The following is a 17,709-nucleotide window of genomic DNA, read 5'->3' as shown; positions in this document are numbered from 1 at the left end:
AACGGGCACCCGCTGCCATCGACCGACTACTGGTTCAAGGTACTCTACAAGGAGAACAGTGCGAGCAAGGAGTTCAAGGCTCACTTCTCGTTAAAAAGATAATTATTATAAAGGTTATTAATAAAAAAAGGCTTCCGAATTCGGAAGCCTTTTTTAGTTTTTATGAATAGGAATGGATAGGAGTAGGTAATAAAAAAAGCTCCTAATAACAGGAGCTTTCTTTTATTCTATTCTTATTTGTTGTTGTATTTCTTTAATGCGTCTTCAAGGATTTCTACTGAACGGATCAGATCTTCTTTTTTAAGTACATAAGCAATTCGTACTTCATCTAATCCTACATTTGGTGTGGAATAGAATCCAGCAGCCGGAGCAACCATAATAGTCTCTCCATTTAAATCATACGATTCCAATAACCATTGTGCGAAATCGTCAGCATTTTTTACAGGAAGTTTGGCAATACAGTAAAAAGCTCCTTTAGGAGTGGCAACTTTAACACCTTCTATTTTCTGTAGCCCTGCTATAAGAGTATCACGTCTGTCTCTGTATTCTGTAATAACATCATCAAAATAACTTTGAGGAGTATCTAAAGCAGCTTCACTGGCAATTTGTGCTAAAGTAGGTGGACTCAAACGTGCCTGCGCAAATTTCATAGCAGTAGCCATTACTTCTTTGTTTTTAGAAACGATACATCCAATACGCGCTCCACACATACTGTATCTTTTAGAAACAGAGTCAATCATGATGGCATTTTCTTCTAAGCCCGGAACATTCATGATAGAAAAATGTTTTTCGCCATCATAGATGAATTCTCGGTATACTTCGTCAGCAATCAGGAACAGATCGTGTTTTTTTACAATTTCAGCAAGCTGTAATATTTCTTCTTTTGAATATAAATATCCGGTTGGATTTCCAGGGTTGCAGATAAGAATTGCTTTGGTCTTTGGTGTGATTAGCTTTTCAAAAGCAGCAATAGGAGGTAATGCAAAACCTTCGTCAATTGTCGAAATTACAGGAACGACAGTAACACCCGAAGCAGTTGAGAATCCATTATAATTTGCATAGAATGGCTCAGGAATGATAATTTCATCACCTTGATCCATTGTGCTTCCCATAGCGAAAAGTAATGCTTCAGATCCACCGGTTGTGATAATTATATCAGCAGTATTGATAGGCAATCCATGTGTTTGATAATATTGAGAAAGCTTGTTTCTGTAGCTTTCAAAACCTGCGGAATGACTGTATTCCAAAACCGTAATATTGGTATTTTTTACTGCGTTTAAAGCAACTTCCGGAGTCTTGATATCGGGCTGGCCTATATTAAGATGATAGACTTTATGGCCTTTCTTTTTTGCTATTTCTGAATAGGGAACCAATTTTCGTATTGGTGATTCGGGCATGTGCTGTCCTTTAGTAGAAATTTTTGGCATGACTTATTATTTTGTATGCAAATTTGCGACTTTTTTTCAAGAAATATAGAAAAAAGTATATCCAAAACAGAGTTAAAATGTTATCAATTCATTAAAATTTTCTACATTTAATATAAAAAAGGTGCATATGAAATTAAGAATACTTGTTCTTTTTTTATTGGCAATACCCTGTTCATTTTTTGGGCAAGAAGGATTTCAGTGGAATTCAAATAAAAATAAGATTGAAATCCCTTTTCAGCATATTTATAATCTGATTGTTATTCCTGTTGAGATTAATAATGTCAAGTTAAATATGTTACTAGATACCGGGGCCGATAATTCAATGATTTTCAGTCTTCCTGAAAATGATTCCATACAATTTAAAAATTACAAAAAAGTAAAAGTCAGAGGTATAGGGTCAGAAGAAATTATTGAGGCTTTACTCTCTATCGACAATAAGATTAAAGTTTCTTCGTATGAGGATAACAAGTTTCCAATATTAATAGTACTGGATCAGGATGTGAATTTTTCATCCAGATTGGGCATACCTGTCAATGGAGTCATAGGTTATTCTTTTTTTAAGGAATATCCGATTGAAATCAATTATCAAAAAAAGATAGTGACAATTCATCGGACTAGGGAATTCCTTGAAAAGAAAAAATTTAAAAAGTATTTGAAACATCGGATAAAAGTTATAGATAAGAGGCCTTATATTGATGTGATTGCTAAGGTTGAAGAAGATACATTGGACTTAAAACTCTTGATAGATATTGGTTTGGGAGATGGCTTGTGGCTATTTGAAAACAAGAAGATAAGAACTGGAGACAATTTTTTTGAAGATATTTTGGGTAGGGGACTCAACGGACTGATTATTGGCAAAAAATCAAGGGTAAAGACTGTTAAAGTTGCAGATTTTACTTTGAATGAAGCCTTGGTTTCTTATCCTTATGAAATGTATTTCCCTAAGATTGGAATTATTGAAGGGCGTAACGGCTCATTAGGAGGTGAAATTTTACATAGGTTTAATGTCGTTTTAGATTATGAACAACAATTTATATACCTGAAAAAGAATTCAAAATTTAAAAAACCTTTCAATTATAATATGAGCGGTATTGTAGTACAGCATAATGGAGTAGAATTTGTGCAGGAGGCAATAAGGCTTGAAACAAAATCCAATTATGGTGTAAAAGTAGATGGAGGTTTGGATAATTTTAATGATAGCAATTTTAGATATAAATTTTCTCTGAAACCAGTTTTTGAAATTGCCAGTATAAGGAGTGGATCTCCGGCAGATCTTGCAGGCTTACAGGCAGGTGATAAAATTGTTAGAATAAACAAAAAAAAGACCCATGGCTATACAATCCAAAAAATAAGTGATCTCTTGCAGTCAGAAGAAGGGAAATGGATTTATATGGATGTTGAAAGGAAATCAAAAATTATTGCATTTAAATTTCAGCTTAAAAAGATATTATAAAAAAATCCCGCATCAGCGGGATTTTTTATGAACTTGGAAGTGTTTTCTTTTTCTCCATCAGGTTAACTTCTTCTTTAACGATGACATTTCCTTTAATTCGTAACGGAATGATGCCGCTATCCTTATTGACAGCATTAGACTGAACAGTGATAGTCTTGCTGATAGGGCCAGGATTCATGTTATATTGTACTTCAATCTTGCCGGTTTTTCCAGGCATGATCGGTTCTTGAGGTTTTGTAGGTACGGTACATCCACATGATGATTTTACATCATTAATGATTAAAGGCGCATCACCAATATTCTTAAATTCAAAAACTCTCAATCCGGAATCTTCACCTTTAGTAACAGTTCCATAATCTATCGTTTCTTCTTTGAATTCGATTTTTGGTCCGGTTTGTGCCATGGCTGAAACGCCAAACATCATGACTGCAAATAAACTTAGTATTTTTTTCATCATAAAAATTTTAGTTAGTGTTTAGTAAAATTACTTAGTTTTGATTAATGTGCAAATTATTAAATCTTAATTTTTTATACTGCACATACTTAATTACTTTTGTAGCTTAAGATTCGCAAATTTCATACCAAGCTTACTTTTTGTATTTAAAGAGGATAGACAGGCTTGATAATTGCGGATTTTTTGCAAGCACTTAAAAAACAATTTAGAAAAAACGAAGACGAAAAGATGACAATTCCAGCGCAATTCGATGCCAAATCAGTAGAACAAAAATGGTATAGCTACTGGATGGAGAACAACTATTTCCATTCTGAACCAGATCACAGAACGCCTTATACGATTACGATCCCGCCACCAAACGTCACAGGTGTCTTGCATATGGGACATATGTTGAATAATACCATACAAGATGTTCTGATTCGTCGTGCACGTCTGAAAGGTTTCAATGCTTGCTGGGTTCCGGGTACGGATCATGCATCGATTGCTACCGAAGCTAAAGTTGTAGCAAAATTAAAAGCGGAAGGAATCAATAAAAATGATTTGTCTCGTGAAGAGTTTTTAGAACATGCCTGGGATTGGACCCATAAATATGGTGGTGTTATCCTTGACCAGTTAAAAAAGTTAGGAGCTTCTTGCGATTGGGAAAGGACAAAATTTACAATGGATCCGGATATGTCTGCTTCTGTAATCAGGTCTTTTGTTGATTTATACAACAAAGGAATGATTTACCGCGGCTATAGAATGGTTAATTGGGATCCGGAAGCAAAGACAACTTTATCAGATGAAGAAGTAATCTTTGAAGAAAGACAAGGAAAACTTTATTTCTTAAAATATCAAATTGAAGGAAGCAATGACTTCTTGACAATTGCGACTACACGTCCTGAAACAATTTTTGGTGATACGGCTATTTGTATTAACCCGGATGATGAGCGTTTTACGCATCTGAAAGGCAAAAAAGCAATCGTCCCTATTGCAGGGAGAGTAATTCCTATTATTGAAGATGACTATGTTGATGTTGAATTCGGGACAGGATGTTTGAAAGTAACTCCGGCTCACGATATGAATGACAAGACTTTAGGAGACAAACATAATCTTGAAGTAATCGATATTTTCAATGAAGACGCAACACTAAACTCTTTTGGATTGCACTATGCAGGAAAAGATCGTTTTGTAGTTCGTGAAGAAATAGCCAAAGAATTAGAAGCGAACGGAAGTTTGGCAAAAACAGAAACGCATCTTAACAAAGTAGGAACTTCAGAAAGAACAAAGGCAGTAATTGAACCTCGCTTGTCTGATCAATGGTTCCTAAAAATGGAGGAATTGGTAAAGCCGGCTATCAAAGCCGTTCTTGAAACAGAAGAGATCAAATTGTATCCGAAACGTTTTGAAAATACATACCGCCATTGGTTGGAAAATATCCGTGATTGGAATATTTCTCGTCAGCTTTGGTGGGGACATAGAATTCCAGCGTTTTTCTATGGTGATGGCAAAGAAGATTTTGTCGTAGCTGAAACAATTGAAGATGCCGTAATTCTTGCCCAAAAAACAACTGGAAAAGCAGATTTGAAAGCAGAAGATTTGCGTCAAGATGTTGATGCTTTAGATACCTGGTTTTCAGCTTGGCTATGGCCAATGTCTGTTTTTGGAGGCATTATGGAACCTGAAAACAAAGATTTTAAATATTACTATCCAACAAATGACTTAGTTACAGCTCCGGATATCTTGTTTTTCTGGGTAGCAAGGATGATTATTGCTGGTTATGAATATACGGGAGAAAAACCATTTACAAATGTTTACCTGACAGGTTTGGTTCGTGATAAACAACGTCGTAAGATGTCAAAATCATTAGGAAACTCACCTGATCCACTGGATTTGATAGAAGAATTTAGTGCAGATGGTGTACGTGTTGGTCTATTATTAAGCGCTGCTGCCGGAAATGACATTTTGTTTGATGAAGAATTATGTAATCAAGGAAAGTCATTTACAAATAAGGTATGGAATGCCTTCCGATTGATAAAAGGATGGGAGATAAGCGATACGATTCCACAACCCGAATCTTCAAAAGTGGCTATTGAGTGGTTTGAAGCAAAATTACAGCAGACTTTAGTGGAAATTGAAGATCATTTTGAAAAATACAGAATTTCAGATGCTTTGATGGGTATCTATAAGTTAGTTTGGGATGATTTCTGCTCTTGGTTCCTTGAAATGATTAAGCCGGCTTACCAGGCGCCAATTGACAGAAAAACGTTTGACAAGGCTATTGAAATGTTGGAAAACAACTTGAAATTATTGCATCCGTTCATGCCGTTCCTTACTGAAGAAATCTGGCAGCATATTGCAGACAGAACTCCTGAACAGGCCTTAATCATTTCGACATGGCCGGAATCAAAACCCTTTGATGCGAAATTGATTGCTAATTTTGATTTTGCGACAGAAGTGATTTCAGGAATAAGAACTATCAGAAAGGAGAAAAATATTCCTTTTAAAGATTCAATCGAATTAAAAGCGATTAATAACGATAATGCTTCGACCTATTTTGATGCTGTAATTACAAAATTGGGCAATATTAGTTCTTTTGAATATGTTTCAGAAGCTGTAACAGGAGCCTTGATGTTCCGTGCAAAATCTAATGAGTATTTTGTACCAATCAGCGGATCAGTTGATGTAGAAGAAGAAATGGCAAAGCTTTCTGAAGAATTGAAATATACTCAAGGTTTCTTGAAATCGGTTCAGGTGAAATTGTCAAATGAAAAATTTGTAAACAATGCTCCTGAAAAAGTCTTGGAAATCGAGAGAAAGAAAGAAGCAGATGCTTTGGCTAAGATTGCTATTATTGAGCAAAGTTTAGCTAGTTTAAAATAAGGTAACATATACCAATAAAAAAGCCCCATTAATTTGGGGCTTTTTTTATTTAAATACTTTTAAACTTTAGGAGCTGGAGTAGCTGGAGTTTTTGCCGCTTCATATTTTTTAGCAACGGCATCCCAGTTAATCAGGTTGAAAAAGGCTGTGATATAATCAGGTCTTTTGTTTTGGTATTTTAAGTAATAAGCATGTTCCCAAACATCCAAACCTAAGATTGGAGTACCGGAAATTGACATATTTGGCATTAAAGGATTGTCTTGGTTTGGAGTGCTTCCAATAACAAGTTTTCCTGTTTTGTCAACTACTAACCATGCCCATCCTGAACCAAATTGCTTTGTAGCCGCTTCTGTCAATTGCGTCTTGAAGTTTTCAAAAGAACCAAGATCCTTTTTGATAGCTTCTGCAAGCGCACCTGTAGGCTCGCCGCCTTTTTTAGGTCCCATGATTTCCCAGTAAAGGTTATGGTTATAATATCCTCCTGCATTATTACGAACTGCTTTGTTTTCCAAATCTAATTTAGATAAGATTTCCTCAATAGTTTGTTTTTCTAATGCTGTTCCTGCAATAGCCTTGTTCAGGTTGTTTACATATCCTACATGGTGTTTAGAATAGTGGATTTCAACCGTTCTGGCATCAATATATGGTTCCAAAGCATCATATGCATAAGGAAGTTTCATCATTTTGAAAGCGCCTGGCTCAGCTGCTACATCATCTGGATTGCCCATAGGAGCTTTTTCTTCAGTGGCAGCAGGAAGCGGTACTTCAACTTCGTCTAATTTTTTTTCTTTATTGCAAGATTGCAATACGAATGCCAGTACCAGGCTCGAAAGAAATAATTGCGTTGTTTTCATAATTATTTTTTAATTAGTGAATGAATAGTTTCAATATAAAGTCGCTTTGCTTCATCACTTGACAAATGGCTGATCTGCATCCAGGCATTCGTTTTAAAAGCATCTCTTAAATCCACACTGGTTACTCTTTTTGATTTTGCAGTGCCTTGAGTTGCCTGTTTATAATAAGCATAAATTCGTAACATGACATCCTGCGGTAGAGGTTCTGTCATGTTTGAAGCCAATTCATAGGCTTCTTCAAACAGAGTATCTAAATCTTTTTCCGACATTAAGACTTCGTTGCAATTACGGTTATACCTCCAACTGCTTTTTGATTCAATTTCACATTAATTTCTGTACCAAGAGGCAGATACAAATCCACTCTTGAACCGAATTTGATAAATCCGGCATCTTCACCCTGGATTACCTGCATTCCTTCTTTAGCATAGTTTACAATTCTTCTTGCTAAAGCTCCGGCAATCTGACGGTATAATATTTCTCCAAAAGTAGTGTTTTCGATAACTACGGTCGTTCTTTCATTTTCTTCGCTTGCTTTTGGATGCCAGGCCACAAGATATTTACCCGGATGGTATTTGCTGAATTTTATGATTCCATTCATGGCATAACGGGTTACATGCACATTGATTGGTGACATGAAAATGGAAACCATGAGTCTTTTATCTTTAAAATACTCACTTTCATAAACTTCTTCAATCACAACAACTTTTCCGTCTACGGGTGCAATAATCTGATTTTCGTTTATCAGGGTATATCTTTTAGGATTTCTAAAGAACTGAAGTACTAATATAAGAAATACTAACGAGATAATCTGTATGGTTTTTAAAACCCAGAAATTAGGAATCAACGAATCAGTTAGCAAAACTATAGCAACGACTACTGCGCAGGTTATAAGAATAATTTTAGCTCCTTCTTTATGAAATTTGAACATAATCTAAAATTTGATAAAACAAAAAAATGAATGGTGATACAAATATAATACTATCTAACCGATCTAGGATGCCTCCATGTCCCGGCATGATTTTACCGCTATCTTTAACTCCGGCAATTCTTTTGAACTTTGATTCTACTAAGTCACCAATTGTTCCAAAGATTCCGGCAATCAAGGCAAAGATAATCCAAATAAATATAGGCTGTTTGGTAAAATAAACAGCAATGATAATACTGGCAATGATTGCAAAAATCAATCCTCCTAAAAAGCCTTCAATGGTTTTTTTAGGTGATATTTTTTCGTAAAGTTTTCTTTTTCCGATAGATTTTCCAACGATATAAGCGAATGTGTCATTAGTCCAGATCAGGATAAATAGGCCAATCAGAATTTTTGGATTGAATACTGTCGCTTCATAAGGAATTTTTGTCAACAGGATAAAAGGAAGTATGATATAGCCAATTAAATAAACATATTTTGACGGTAGATCTACTTTCTGTCTTTTTTCACTAAATAGAAATAGAATGAGCCTTATGGATACAAAAAGGGCTGCTCCGGTTAAAAGCCAATCGTTGGTTTTATTAAAAGTATTGAAATAGGCAAATAAGGCATATCCGCCAAGAGCAAGCAATAGTGGAATGGGTTTCTTGAGATTTACTAAATCACAGAATTCGACGGTACATACTGCCAGAAATAATCCAAAAAGCAGAAGAAAGCTGTCAAGGGAATAAAGAGTCGCCCCGATCAGAAGAAGAATGTAGACCAGTCCAGATAGTGATCTCGTTAGGGTTTCGCGCATTTTAAAGGTCTTCTAAAAGCAGCAGATAGAGATTTTTAGCAACACTTCCATATTGAAGGAAGTCCTCATCTTTTGCCTTTTCGAAATATTTTATTGTGGTAATATTGGTAGGATAATCCTTTTCGTATTTTCTTTTGATTTCACGAAGCCCATCGCTTTTACTAGCCAGAATTTGGCTCGTTGTAGCAAGAATAACAATGTTACTAGGCAATTCGTTAGGTTTGTACTGTTTTATCTGATTTGATGAAAACAGAACAGAACCTTCGTCAGCAATCAGGTTTTCACAACCGGCTAAAAGAAATCTAGGATTTGCAGGTTTGGTATAAGAAAGCTTGTTTTCTTCAAGCAGACTGAAAAGTTTGGGTTCAAAACAAAGTGCTTCCGATTCAAACCAGTCGTTTTCTTCAAGGATGTGTTCGAAATGATCTTTTGCCTCCTCAAGATTTTCACAATACAAGAATTTGCCTCCGTTCTTTTTAAAGTTCAGGGTAAATAATTCATCCGCCGGAATTACAGTTTCGGGATTGAATGGACTTAAGTTGCCATCTTTATCGTCATCAGAGGATTCGCTGGCGCCAAAAAGTTTTTTAAACAGACTCATAAATTGGCCAAATTCTTTGTTTGCAATTTCAAAACAATCAAAGATAAAAAAATCTTAATTCAAAACTGCTTTCGAATTAAGATTTTTGTAAAAATTCTTAAAAAGTGTGATTTATTCTTCGAAGACTTCTTCAACTGCTTCACCAAAAGCGCGTTTGCCAAAAATAGTTTCTAAGTCATCTTTGAAAATTACTTCTTTTTCTATCAGAATATCGGCCAATTGGTTCAATTTATCCTTATTTTCCTCAAGAATTTGGATAGCTCTTTGGTATTGACCTTCGATTAAGTCTGAAATTTCTTTGTCAATAATCTTTGCTGTGTCCTCAGAATACGGTTTTGAGAAGTTATATTCGCCCTGTCCTGATGAATCGTAATAGGTAACATTTCCTAACTTGTCGTTCAAACCATAAACGGTAATCATAGCTCTGGCTTGTTTAGTAACCTTTTCAAGATCGCTTAATGCACCAGTAGAAATTCTATTGAATGTTACTTTTTCTGCTGCACGTCCTCCCATTGTTGCACACATTTCGTCTAACATCTGGTCCGTTCTTACAATCTGTCTTTCTTCCGGAAGATACCAAGCCGCTCCTAAACTTTGTCCTCTAGGAACAATTGTTACTTTAATCAGTGGTGCAGCGTGCTCCAACATCCAGCTTACGGTTGCGTGACCGGCTTCGTGTATAGCAATAGCGCGTTTTTCTTCTGGTGTAATAATCTTGTTTTTCTTTTCAAGACCACCAATTATTCTGTCAACAGCATCAAGGAAGTCTTGTTTGTCAACGGCTTTTTTATCTTTTCGGGCAGCAATTAAAGCAGCCTCGTTACATACGTTTGCAATATCAGCTCCAGAAAAACCAGGTGTTTGTTTTGCTAAGAAATCAGTGTCCAAGCCTTCAACTTTTTTCAAAGGAGCCAAGTGTACTTCAAAAATTTCCTTACGTTCTCTGATGTCCGGTAAGTCTACATAAATCTGTCTGTCAAAACGACCGGCTCTCATAAGGGCCTTGTCCAATACATCAGCACGGTTGGTAGCAGCCAAAACAATTACGTTCGTATTTGTGCCAAAACCATCCATTTCTGTAAGTAATTGGTTCAGTGTGTTTTCACGCTCGTCGTTTGAGCCTGACATATTGTTTTTGCCTCTGGCACGTCCAACAGCATCAATCTCATCAATAAATATGATGGCAGGAGATTTTTCTTTGGCCTGCTTGAATAAGTCTCTTACTCGGGAAGCACCCACACCCACAAACATTTCAACGAAATCAGAACCTGAAAGCGAAAAGAATGGCACTTTTGCTTCGCCGGCAACTGCTTTTGCCAATAAGGTCTTTCCAGTTCCCGGAGGTCCTACCAAAAGAGCTCCTTTTGGGATTTTACCACCAAGATTGGTATATTTTTCAGGATTTTTCAGGAATTCTACAATTTCCTGTACTTCTTCTTTTGCTCCTTCAAGTCCGGCAACATCTTTAAATGTCACTTTTACATCGGTCTTTTCGTCAAATAATTTGGCTTTTGACTTTCCAATATTGAATATTTGACCGCCACCGCCTGCAGCACCACCACCTGACATTCTTCTCATGATGAAAAGCCAGATTCCTATGATAATCAGGATAGGTAGCAAAGCGATAAAGATTTCACTCCAATTGCTTTTTGGCAAAAAGTTGTAATCTTTTAGTTTTCCTTCCAGCTGAGCTGCTTCCAGTTTCTTTTGGAAGATATCTTCACTTCCTATATTTTCAAGGATATAGTGAGGGCCAGGATTTGGCTTATCAAAAATATCTTTGGTTACTTTTTTATTAATCGGATCTGCCAGTCCTGTTTTATTCAGGAATATTTCAGCCTCACTTTTGTTGTAGACTATAACTTTTTCAATCTGCCCTTTTTCAAGCATTTTGTTGAAGTCAGAAGCAGATGCCTTGCTGGTTTCTCCCCAACTTGAGCCACCGGAAGCCCAGTTCAGGATAAAGAAAAACAAGATCAAGCCACCGTAAATCCACCACGGGCTTAACCTGAATTTTTTAGGATTAGGATTTGTATTGTTATCTTTAGCCATTGCTGTCTTTTCTTTTAGTATTTGTTTTGGATTGTAGTGATTTTAGCATCACCCCACAAGCTCTCGATGTTGTAGTACTCGCGGATATGCTTTTGGAAAACATGAACAACAATATTCACATAATCCATCAACACCCATTCGCCGTTTTCAGTACCTTCAACGTGCCAAGGCTTATCTTTTAATTCTTTTGAAACTGTTTTTTGGACAGAGTTAACTATGGAGTTAACCTGAGTATTTGAAGTACCGTTGCAGATTACAAAATAATCACAAACGGTGTTGTCGATTGCTCTTAAATCTAAAATATCAATGTCATTGCCTTTTACTTCTTCAATCCCTTTGATGATGTGGGCTAACAGATCGTCATTGCTTATATTTTTTTTCGCCATTTAAAATTTTTATGTTTTCGCAAAGTTATCATTTTTTGTCGTTATTTTTGAACCTTAACATAAGATTAAAAACGATAAACTTCAATTATTTTTTATGAATATCATCAAACTCGATGCCATTAACTCTACCAACGATTATCTTAAGGGATTATTGCAACAACAATTTGTGGAAAACTTCACGATTGTTACTGCTGAAAACCAGACTAATGGCAAGGGACAAATGGGATCGAAATGGAATGTTCAAGCTGGTAAAAACCTGACTTTTAGTGTTTTGGTTAAAGACCTGCTGCTGGAAGTCAATCAGATTTTTCATTTGAATGTGGCGGCAGCAGTCAGCATTATTGAGGCTTTATCTTTTTTAGAAATTAAGGATTTGGCTATAAAATGGCCAAACGACATTTTGGCAGAAGGCAAAAAAATAGGTGGCATATTGATTGAAAATAGCATAAAAAGCAATGGCGAGATATTTTCAATTGTAGGTATTGGACTTAACGTCAATCAAAGGGATTTCGAGAATCTTCCAAAAGCTTCTTCGTTGTCACTTTTGCTGGGCAAGGATATTGACAAGGAAACTATTTTGATTCCTATTATTGAATGCCTGACACGAAATGTTTCCTTAATCCTGAATAAAAACACCGAGTCTATTTGGGAGAAATATCATGCTTGTCTTTACAAAAAAGGAATTCCAATGCCTTTTGAAAATGTAAAAGGAAGCAAATTCATGGGGATTATCAACGGCGTTGACCAATCCGGAAAACTTCAACTGACATTGGAAGATGATTTTGTAAAGTCTTATGAAATAAAAGAAATCAGGATGCTATACTAAAAACAAAAAGCCTTTCATTTGAAAGGCTTTTTTATCTATGTTTTTGCTTTTTACAGCTTGTGCATATTTCCAGATAAGGTTTCAATGAACTTACTGATTGGACCTTTGACCATCATTGCCATCATTGCATTAAATTCACCTTCGAAAAATAACTGTACATCGCTTGAATCGTCTGAAGTAGGTGTGATGTTGGCAGTAAGTGAAAAAGGAAGTTTGTCGCTTGCAGCTCCTAAAACTATTTTAGTAGGGGCTATTTTGTCTTTCATCTTTAATTTGATTTCAGGCATTCCCTTTAATCCAAAAATAAAAGAATCTTCGCCCGTAACTTCAAATTTTGCAATGTTATCAGGCATTAATTTTTCAAAATTCTTTACGTCTGTCAATTGGTCAAACATATATTGAGCTGGTTTTTGGACGCTCGTTTTTGGACTTTCTAAATTCATGTTGCTGTGATTAATGTTATTTTACTGATGCATTGTCACTTTCAACATCCCATGTTGCAGGACTCTTGCTCCAGATTTTTAATGTTTCTTGTTCTTCTTCGGTAATGTATTTTTTAGCGACTGCTAATTCTAGAAGATTTTCATAATTGCTTAAGGTAAACAGGTCGATGTTTGCTTTTTTGAAATTTTCAACAGAAACATCAAAGCCATAAGTAAAAATGGCTGCCATTCCTTTTACGTTAGCTCCGGCTTCTCTTAATGCTTCAACTGCCAAAAGGCTGCTGTTTCCAGTGCTAATCAGGTCTTCAATAACGACAACATTTTGCCCTTTTTGCAAAAAGCCTTCAATCTGGTTTTGTCTTCCGTGTTTTTTAGGTTCCGGACGTACATATACGAACGGAAGCCCCATATATTCAGCAACGAGCATTCCAATTCCAATTGCTCCGGTAGCTACACCAGCAATCACATCAGGCTTTCCGAACTGTTTTTCCAGGTTTTTAGAAAATTCTTCACGGATGTAATTTCTGATAGGTGGAAATGAGAGAGTTATCCTGTTATCACAATAAATGGGAGATTTCCATCCGGAAGCCCATGTAAAAGGATTTTTAGGATTCAATTTAATTGCATTTATTTGTAAAAGCAATTCGGCTGTTTTTTGGGCGGTGTCTTTATTAAAAATCATACTACAAATGTATAAAGTTTTTGTCAACGATAAACCACTTTTTTTAACTAATCAGATAGTTAAAGAAACCGATTTTCAATTTTTTCTTTTGGAAAGTGTTGATATTCATCAGCTTATAGTGAAAATGTTTCAGAATAAAATCCAAAAGGCTTATCTATATCATCCTGATGAAAAGGAAATTATGAAAAAGCTGAAAGAAAAGATTCTGGTGAACAAAGCTGGAGGCGGACTGGTTTATAATAAAAAAGGAGAGGTACTTTTTATCTTTCGAAACGGAAAATGGGACCTGCCAAAAGGAGGCATTGAAAAAGGAGAGGAGATAGAAAATACGGCAATTCGTGAAGTAAGTGAAGAAACTGGCGTATCAGGATTATCAATTACAAAGAAGTTACAGAAAACCTACCATGTTTTTATGCGAAACGGAAGGTATAAACTAAAAATCACACACTGGTTTGAAATGAAAACCGATTTTGAAGGAACTCCAACGCCTCAGGAAGAAGAAGGAATTGAAAAAGTGGCGTGGCTTAATCCGGAACAAATCCAGGAAGCATTAAAAAACTCATACGAAAATATCAAGTTGTTATTTGAAACAGAAAAGCTCCAGAAATAGGAGCTTTTTTTATTGTCTTTATCTAAGATTGCTTACTTCATAATTCTGAAAACCGGATATTCCATATGTGATTTTTCGTAGTAATCAGAATGGCGGTAAACCCAGTCCAATTGGGCTTCGCCAGAATCTGCAAATTTTGGATCTTCTGACTTTTTCTTTTCAAATTCGGCTTTCATTTCCGGATTTTTATCTAGCAGTTGTTTGGCAAGGTCTTCAAAGACATAGGCAGAAAAATATTCTTTTTGCTGTAATACGGAATCGAAAAAATTCCATGCGAAATAAGAGTCATTTCCTTGCGGCTCTAAAGTTTCCAACAAATATTTAACACCTGGTTGTTGCGTCTTGATTAAAAAATCGCCCTTCTTGAATACTACTTTTTTCTTTGTTGGAATAACATTTACGGTATGGTGCGGATAATGGCCTTCATAAGCAGAAGTGCTGGTCTTGTAATCTTTAATGCGATAACTTTCTACTTCAAATTCAACATCTTTTTCAAGAGGCGTCATTTCAATATTGTTAATTTTTAGGAGTTCAATGATAGTCCACCATGCTTTTGGAACGATATAGGCATCCGGGATAATCACTTCCAAAGAAGGCCTGTATTCTTTGTGATAGGGTATGGTTTTGCTAAAAGGTTTGGAACGGTCATAAAACAGTCTTGGTTTTCCTGAAATTTCGCTTGGCTTATAACCTCCTTCATAGCCTAAAAACGGTATGCTGGAAATTTTGTCAGAATCCAACTCCCAGAGTAGTGGGTATTTTTGACCCGGAAGATAATTCTGCAAATTTTCTTTGCGTAGTTTTTTGATTTTCTCATAATTCTTATCGGCATATTCGATAGTAGAAATCATATAGTCATACGTAACTTTTACTCGCGAAGCATAGTCTTTCAGCATATGGGTTTCCGGCATAGAACCTATCGTATTGAACATGGATGCAAAACCGGTCGAATATCTTGGATAATCCATAAATGCATCAAAACCGCCGTCTGGTTTTTCATCATGGATATTTACATAAGGTACTGATTCTATTTTTTTCTTTTTTAGGTCGGATAATAAAGAGGGAAGCATATCCGAATTCCAAAACTTCCCAAGATTTCCACCTAGCTTTTGGTAATGTGTGGCAATATAAGTGAAGGTATATTGATAATCGGCACCATTACTGACATGATTGTCAATAAAAATGTCAGGATTGACGAGATGGAAAATTTGGGCAAAACTCCGTGCATTCCTCGTGTCCGATTTTAGAAAATCACGGTTTAGGTCATAGTTTCTTGCATTTCCTCTAAAGCCATAGCTTTCCGGCCCATTTTGGTTGGCTCTCGAAAATGAATTACGATTTAGGGCACCACCAATATTGTAAATAGGAATAGTAACGATTGCCAAATTCTTTGGGATTTTGATTTTTCCTAAAGCCAGGTCTCTAAAGAGCATCATTGTGGCATCAATTCCGTCAGGTTCTCCCGGATGGATTCCGTTGTTGATTAAAAGGACGGCTTTATCTTTTTGGATTTTTTTAAAATCAAAGTCTTTGTCATTATTATATGTAACTATATGCAGCGGTTCGCCAGAGTCGGTCAGTCCCATTTCTTGCATGGAAATCGTTTCGAAGTTTTTGTCCAAAAGCTGAAAATAGGCTATTGTTTCTTCGTAAGTAGCGGTCTGATTCCTGTTTCCTTTTTCATAAGAAGTCAGGAAATCTGTATTTTGAGCATTTGCCATAATGGAAAGTAAGAAGATTGAAAGAAGGTATTTCATAGGTTGGTTTGAAAATATCAAAATTACGAATTTGTGTCGGTCGTAATTCATAATTCGTAATTCATCATTAAAAAATTACCTTTGCAGCATGAACAATCACCATTCCAACAATCTGCTCTTGAATTTAGGTATTGAAAGCCTGAATGAAATGCAGCTCACGGCACAAGAAGCCATTTTAGAGAACAACTCGGTTTTATTATTATCACCAACAGGTTCAGGGAAGACTTTGGCTTTCTTACTGCCTGTTTTTGAAATTCTACAGCCTGAAATCCTTTCGGTACAATGCTTAATTGTTGTGCCGTCAAGAGAATTAGGTCTGCAAATTGAACAGGTATGGAAAAAAATGGGCACGGGCTATAAGGTCAATACTTGTTATGGTGGGCATTCTATGGAAACGGAAATCAAAAATTTGAGCAATCCGCCCGCAGTATTGATTGGAACTCCGGGAAGAATTGCGGATCATATTGACAAGGAAACTTTCAGGACAGATAAGATACGTACGGTGGTTTTGGATGAATTTGATAAGTCATTACAATTCGGTTTTCACGAAGAAATGTCTTTTATCCTGTCCCGATTGCCAAAAGTAGACAAACGCATTTTGGTTTCTGCCACTTCCGATATCGAAATTCCTAAGTACACCCGAGTGGTGAATCCTGAAATTTTAGATTTTATCCCGGAAAATGAAGAGAAAACCAATCTTTCTATAAAGATGGTCGTTTCTGAAGAAAAGGACAAAATCAATACTTTGTTCCGACTGATTTGTTCTTTAGGCTCTGAATCGGCGTTGATTTTCTGTAACCATCGCGATGCAGCGGAACGAATCAGCGATTTGCTGAACGAAAAAGGAATTTATTCAACTTATTATCACGGAAGGATGGATCAGGAAGAGCGGGAACGTGCTTTAATCCAATTCAGGAACGGAAGTGTCAGCTATCTGGTTACAACTGATTTGGCGGCAAGAGGATTGGATATTCCGGAAATGAAACATGTTATCCATTACCATCTGCCAATGAAAGAAGATGAATTTACACATCGAAACGGACGTACGGCCAGGATGATGGCTTCGGGAACAGCTTATGTGATTGTACATGAAAGCGAAAAGAAGCTGGACTATATTGATTATGGTATGGAAGTTTTTGATGTCACAACTACAGCTTCATTGCCACAACCTCCAAAATTCCAAACAGTATATATTTCTGGTGGGAAGAAAAACAAATTAAATAAAACAGATATTGTCGGATTCTTTTCTCAGAAAGGGAAATTAGAAAAAGGCGATTTAGGCCTGATTGAAGTAAAAGATTTTATTTCTTTTGCGGCCGTTAAATCCCAAAAGGTAAGAGAGCTTCTTAAAAATATCAAAGATGCTAAGATGAAAGGAAAGAAGTTTAAGATTGAAATCGCAAGACAGGTTATTAAAAAAGAAGAATAAACTTGATAGTTGATAATGGATAGTTTATAGTGGATAGTGGATAGTTGATAGTTGGGATTTCGGATTTCGGATTTCGGATTTCGGATTTCGGATTTCGGATTTCGGATTTCGGATTTCGGATTTCGGATTTCGGATTTCGGATTTCGGAT

Annotated in this window: 17 protein-coding genes; 5 read left to right on the top strand and 12 right to left on the bottom strand. The window is 36.2% G+C overall.

Translation table 11 applies throughout. The annotated features are described in order from the left end of the window. Positions 1-233: 233 nt before the first annotated feature. Positions 234-1,427, bottom strand: a complete 1,194-nt coding sequence (locus ABH942_RS16545) for a pyridoxal phosphate-dependent aminotransferase (RefSeq protein WP_370033938.1) — start codon at positions 1,425-1,427, stop codon at positions 234-236. A 127-nt stretch (positions 1,428-1,554) separates the two neighbouring features. Here ABH942_RS16545 and ABH942_RS16540 point away from each other — a divergent pair, with 127 nt between their 5' ends. Beyond that, entirely contained in the window at positions 1,555-2,880 is a 1,326-nt protein-coding gene (locus ABH942_RS16540; RefSeq protein WP_370033936.1) for a PDZ domain-containing protein, read from the top strand. Between the two features lie 25 nt (positions 2,881-2,905). Here ABH942_RS16540 and ABH942_RS16535 read toward each other — a convergent pair whose 3' ends face one another. Then, positions 2,906-3,334: a DUF1573 domain-containing protein gene (locus ABH942_RS16535; protein WP_370033934.1), complete on the bottom strand. Its 429-nt coding sequence runs from the start codon at positions 3,332-3,334 to the stop codon at positions 2,906-2,908. 228 nt (positions 3,335-3,562) lie between these two features. Between ABH942_RS16535 and ABH942_RS16530 the strand changes: the two genes are divergently transcribed. Beyond that, a complete protein-coding gene (locus ABH942_RS16530) occupies positions 3,563-6,196 on the top strand; it encodes a valine--tRNA ligase (RefSeq protein ID WP_370033932.1) in 2,634 nt (877 codons plus the stop codon). Positions 6,197-6,255: 59 nt separating this feature from the next. Here ABH942_RS16530 and ABH942_RS16525 read toward each other — a convergent pair whose 3' ends face one another. The 7 genes from ABH942_RS16525 to rsfS form a co-directional block, all read right to left on the bottom strand. After that, entirely contained in the window at positions 6,256-7,050 is a 795-nt protein-coding gene (locus ABH942_RS16525) for a superoxide dismutase (RefSeq protein ID WP_370033930.1), read from the bottom strand. A gap of 2 nt (positions 7,051-7,052) precedes the next feature. Beyond that, positions 7,053-7,319, bottom strand: coding sequence for an acyl-CoA-binding protein (locus tag ABH942_RS16520; protein WP_370033928.1), 267 nt, complete (start codon positions 7,317-7,319; stop codon positions 7,053-7,055). Further along, complete coding sequence (locus ABH942_RS16515; RefSeq protein WP_370033926.1) at positions 7,319-7,978, bottom strand: phosphatidylserine decarboxylase family protein; 660 nt, start codon at positions 7,976-7,978, stop codon at positions 7,319-7,321. The genes ABH942_RS16520 and ABH942_RS16515 overlap by 1 nt, the downstream gene beginning before the upstream one ends. Beyond that, on the bottom strand, positions 7,962-8,774 hold the full coding sequence (locus ABH942_RS16510; protein WP_370033924.1) for a phosphatidate cytidylyltransferase: 813 nt from the start codon (positions 8,772-8,774) through the stop codon (positions 7,962-7,964). Before ABH942_RS16510 ends, ABH942_RS16515 begins: the two co-directional genes overlap by 17 nt. Before the next feature lies 1 nt (position 8,775). After that, positions 8,776-9,375, bottom strand: a complete 600-nt coding sequence (locus tag ABH942_RS16505; RefSeq protein WP_370033922.1) for a lactate utilization protein B/C — start codon at positions 9,373-9,375, stop codon at positions 8,776-8,778. 111 nt (positions 9,376-9,486) lie between these two features. Continuing rightward, positions 9,487-11,427, bottom strand: a complete 1,941-nt coding sequence (gene ftsH / locus ABH942_RS16500; protein WP_370033920.1) for an ATP-dependent zinc metalloprotease FtsH — start codon at positions 11,425-11,427, stop codon at positions 9,487-9,489. 14 nt (positions 11,428-11,441) lie between these two features. Beyond that, positions 11,442-11,813 (bottom strand): ribosome silencing factor, encoded by a 372-nt coding sequence (gene rsfS, locus ABH942_RS16495; protein WP_056073898.1) that lies wholly within the window; start codon positions 11,811-11,813, stop codon positions 11,442-11,444. Positions 11,814-11,907: 94 nt separating this feature from the next. Between rsfS and ABH942_RS16490 the strand changes: the two genes are divergently transcribed. Further along, a complete protein-coding gene (locus tag ABH942_RS16490; RefSeq protein ID WP_370033917.1) occupies positions 11,908-12,639 on the top strand; it encodes a biotin--[acetyl-CoA-carboxylase] ligase in 732 nt (243 codons plus the stop codon). Between the two features lie 50 nt (positions 12,640-12,689). On the opposite strand, the gene ABH942_RS16485 is transcribed toward ABH942_RS16490, so the two are convergent. Together ABH942_RS16485 and pyrE are read right to left on the bottom strand one after the other, a co-directional pair. Beyond that, the gene (locus ABH942_RS16485; protein ID WP_370033915.1) at positions 12,690-13,082 is read right to left on the bottom strand and encodes an SRPBCC family protein; all 393 of its coding nucleotides are present in this window, start codon (positions 13,080-13,082) and stop codon (positions 12,690-12,692) included. A 16-nt stretch (positions 13,083-13,098) separates the two neighbouring features. Then, complete coding sequence (pyrE, locus tag ABH942_RS16480; RefSeq protein WP_370033913.1) at positions 13,099-13,764, bottom strand: orotate phosphoribosyltransferase; 666 nt, start codon at positions 13,762-13,764, stop codon at positions 13,099-13,101. A 7-nt stretch (positions 13,765-13,771) separates the two neighbouring features. On the opposite strand from pyrE, the gene ABH942_RS16475 reads away from it, so the two are divergent. Beyond that, positions 13,772-14,374 (top strand): NUDIX hydrolase, encoded by a 603-nt coding sequence (locus ABH942_RS16475; RefSeq protein WP_370033911.1) that lies wholly within the window; start codon positions 13,772-13,774, stop codon positions 14,372-14,374. 32 nt (positions 14,375-14,406) lie between these two features. Here the strand turns inward: ABH942_RS16475 and ABH942_RS16470 are convergent, their stop codons facing one another. Beyond that, positions 14,407-16,131, bottom strand: a complete 1,725-nt coding sequence (locus ABH942_RS16470; RefSeq protein ID WP_370033909.1) for a M14 family metallopeptidase — start codon at positions 16,129-16,131, stop codon at positions 14,407-14,409. Positions 16,132-16,219: 88 nt separating this feature from the next. Between ABH942_RS16470 and ABH942_RS16465 the strand changes: the two genes are divergently transcribed. Continuing rightward, the gene (locus ABH942_RS16465) at positions 16,220-17,560 is read left to right on the top strand and encodes a DEAD/DEAH box helicase (RefSeq protein ID WP_370033907.1); all 1,341 of its coding nucleotides are present in this window, start codon (positions 16,220-16,222) and stop codon (positions 17,558-17,560) included. Positions 17,561-17,709: the final 149 nt, after the last annotated feature.

The organism is Flavobacterium sp. 28YEA47A (assembly GCF_041262125.1).
Lineage (GTDB): Bacteria > Bacteroidota > Bacteroidia > Flavobacteriales > Flavobacteriaceae > Flavobacterium.
This window is presented reverse-complemented; position numbering and strand designations above follow the sequence as displayed.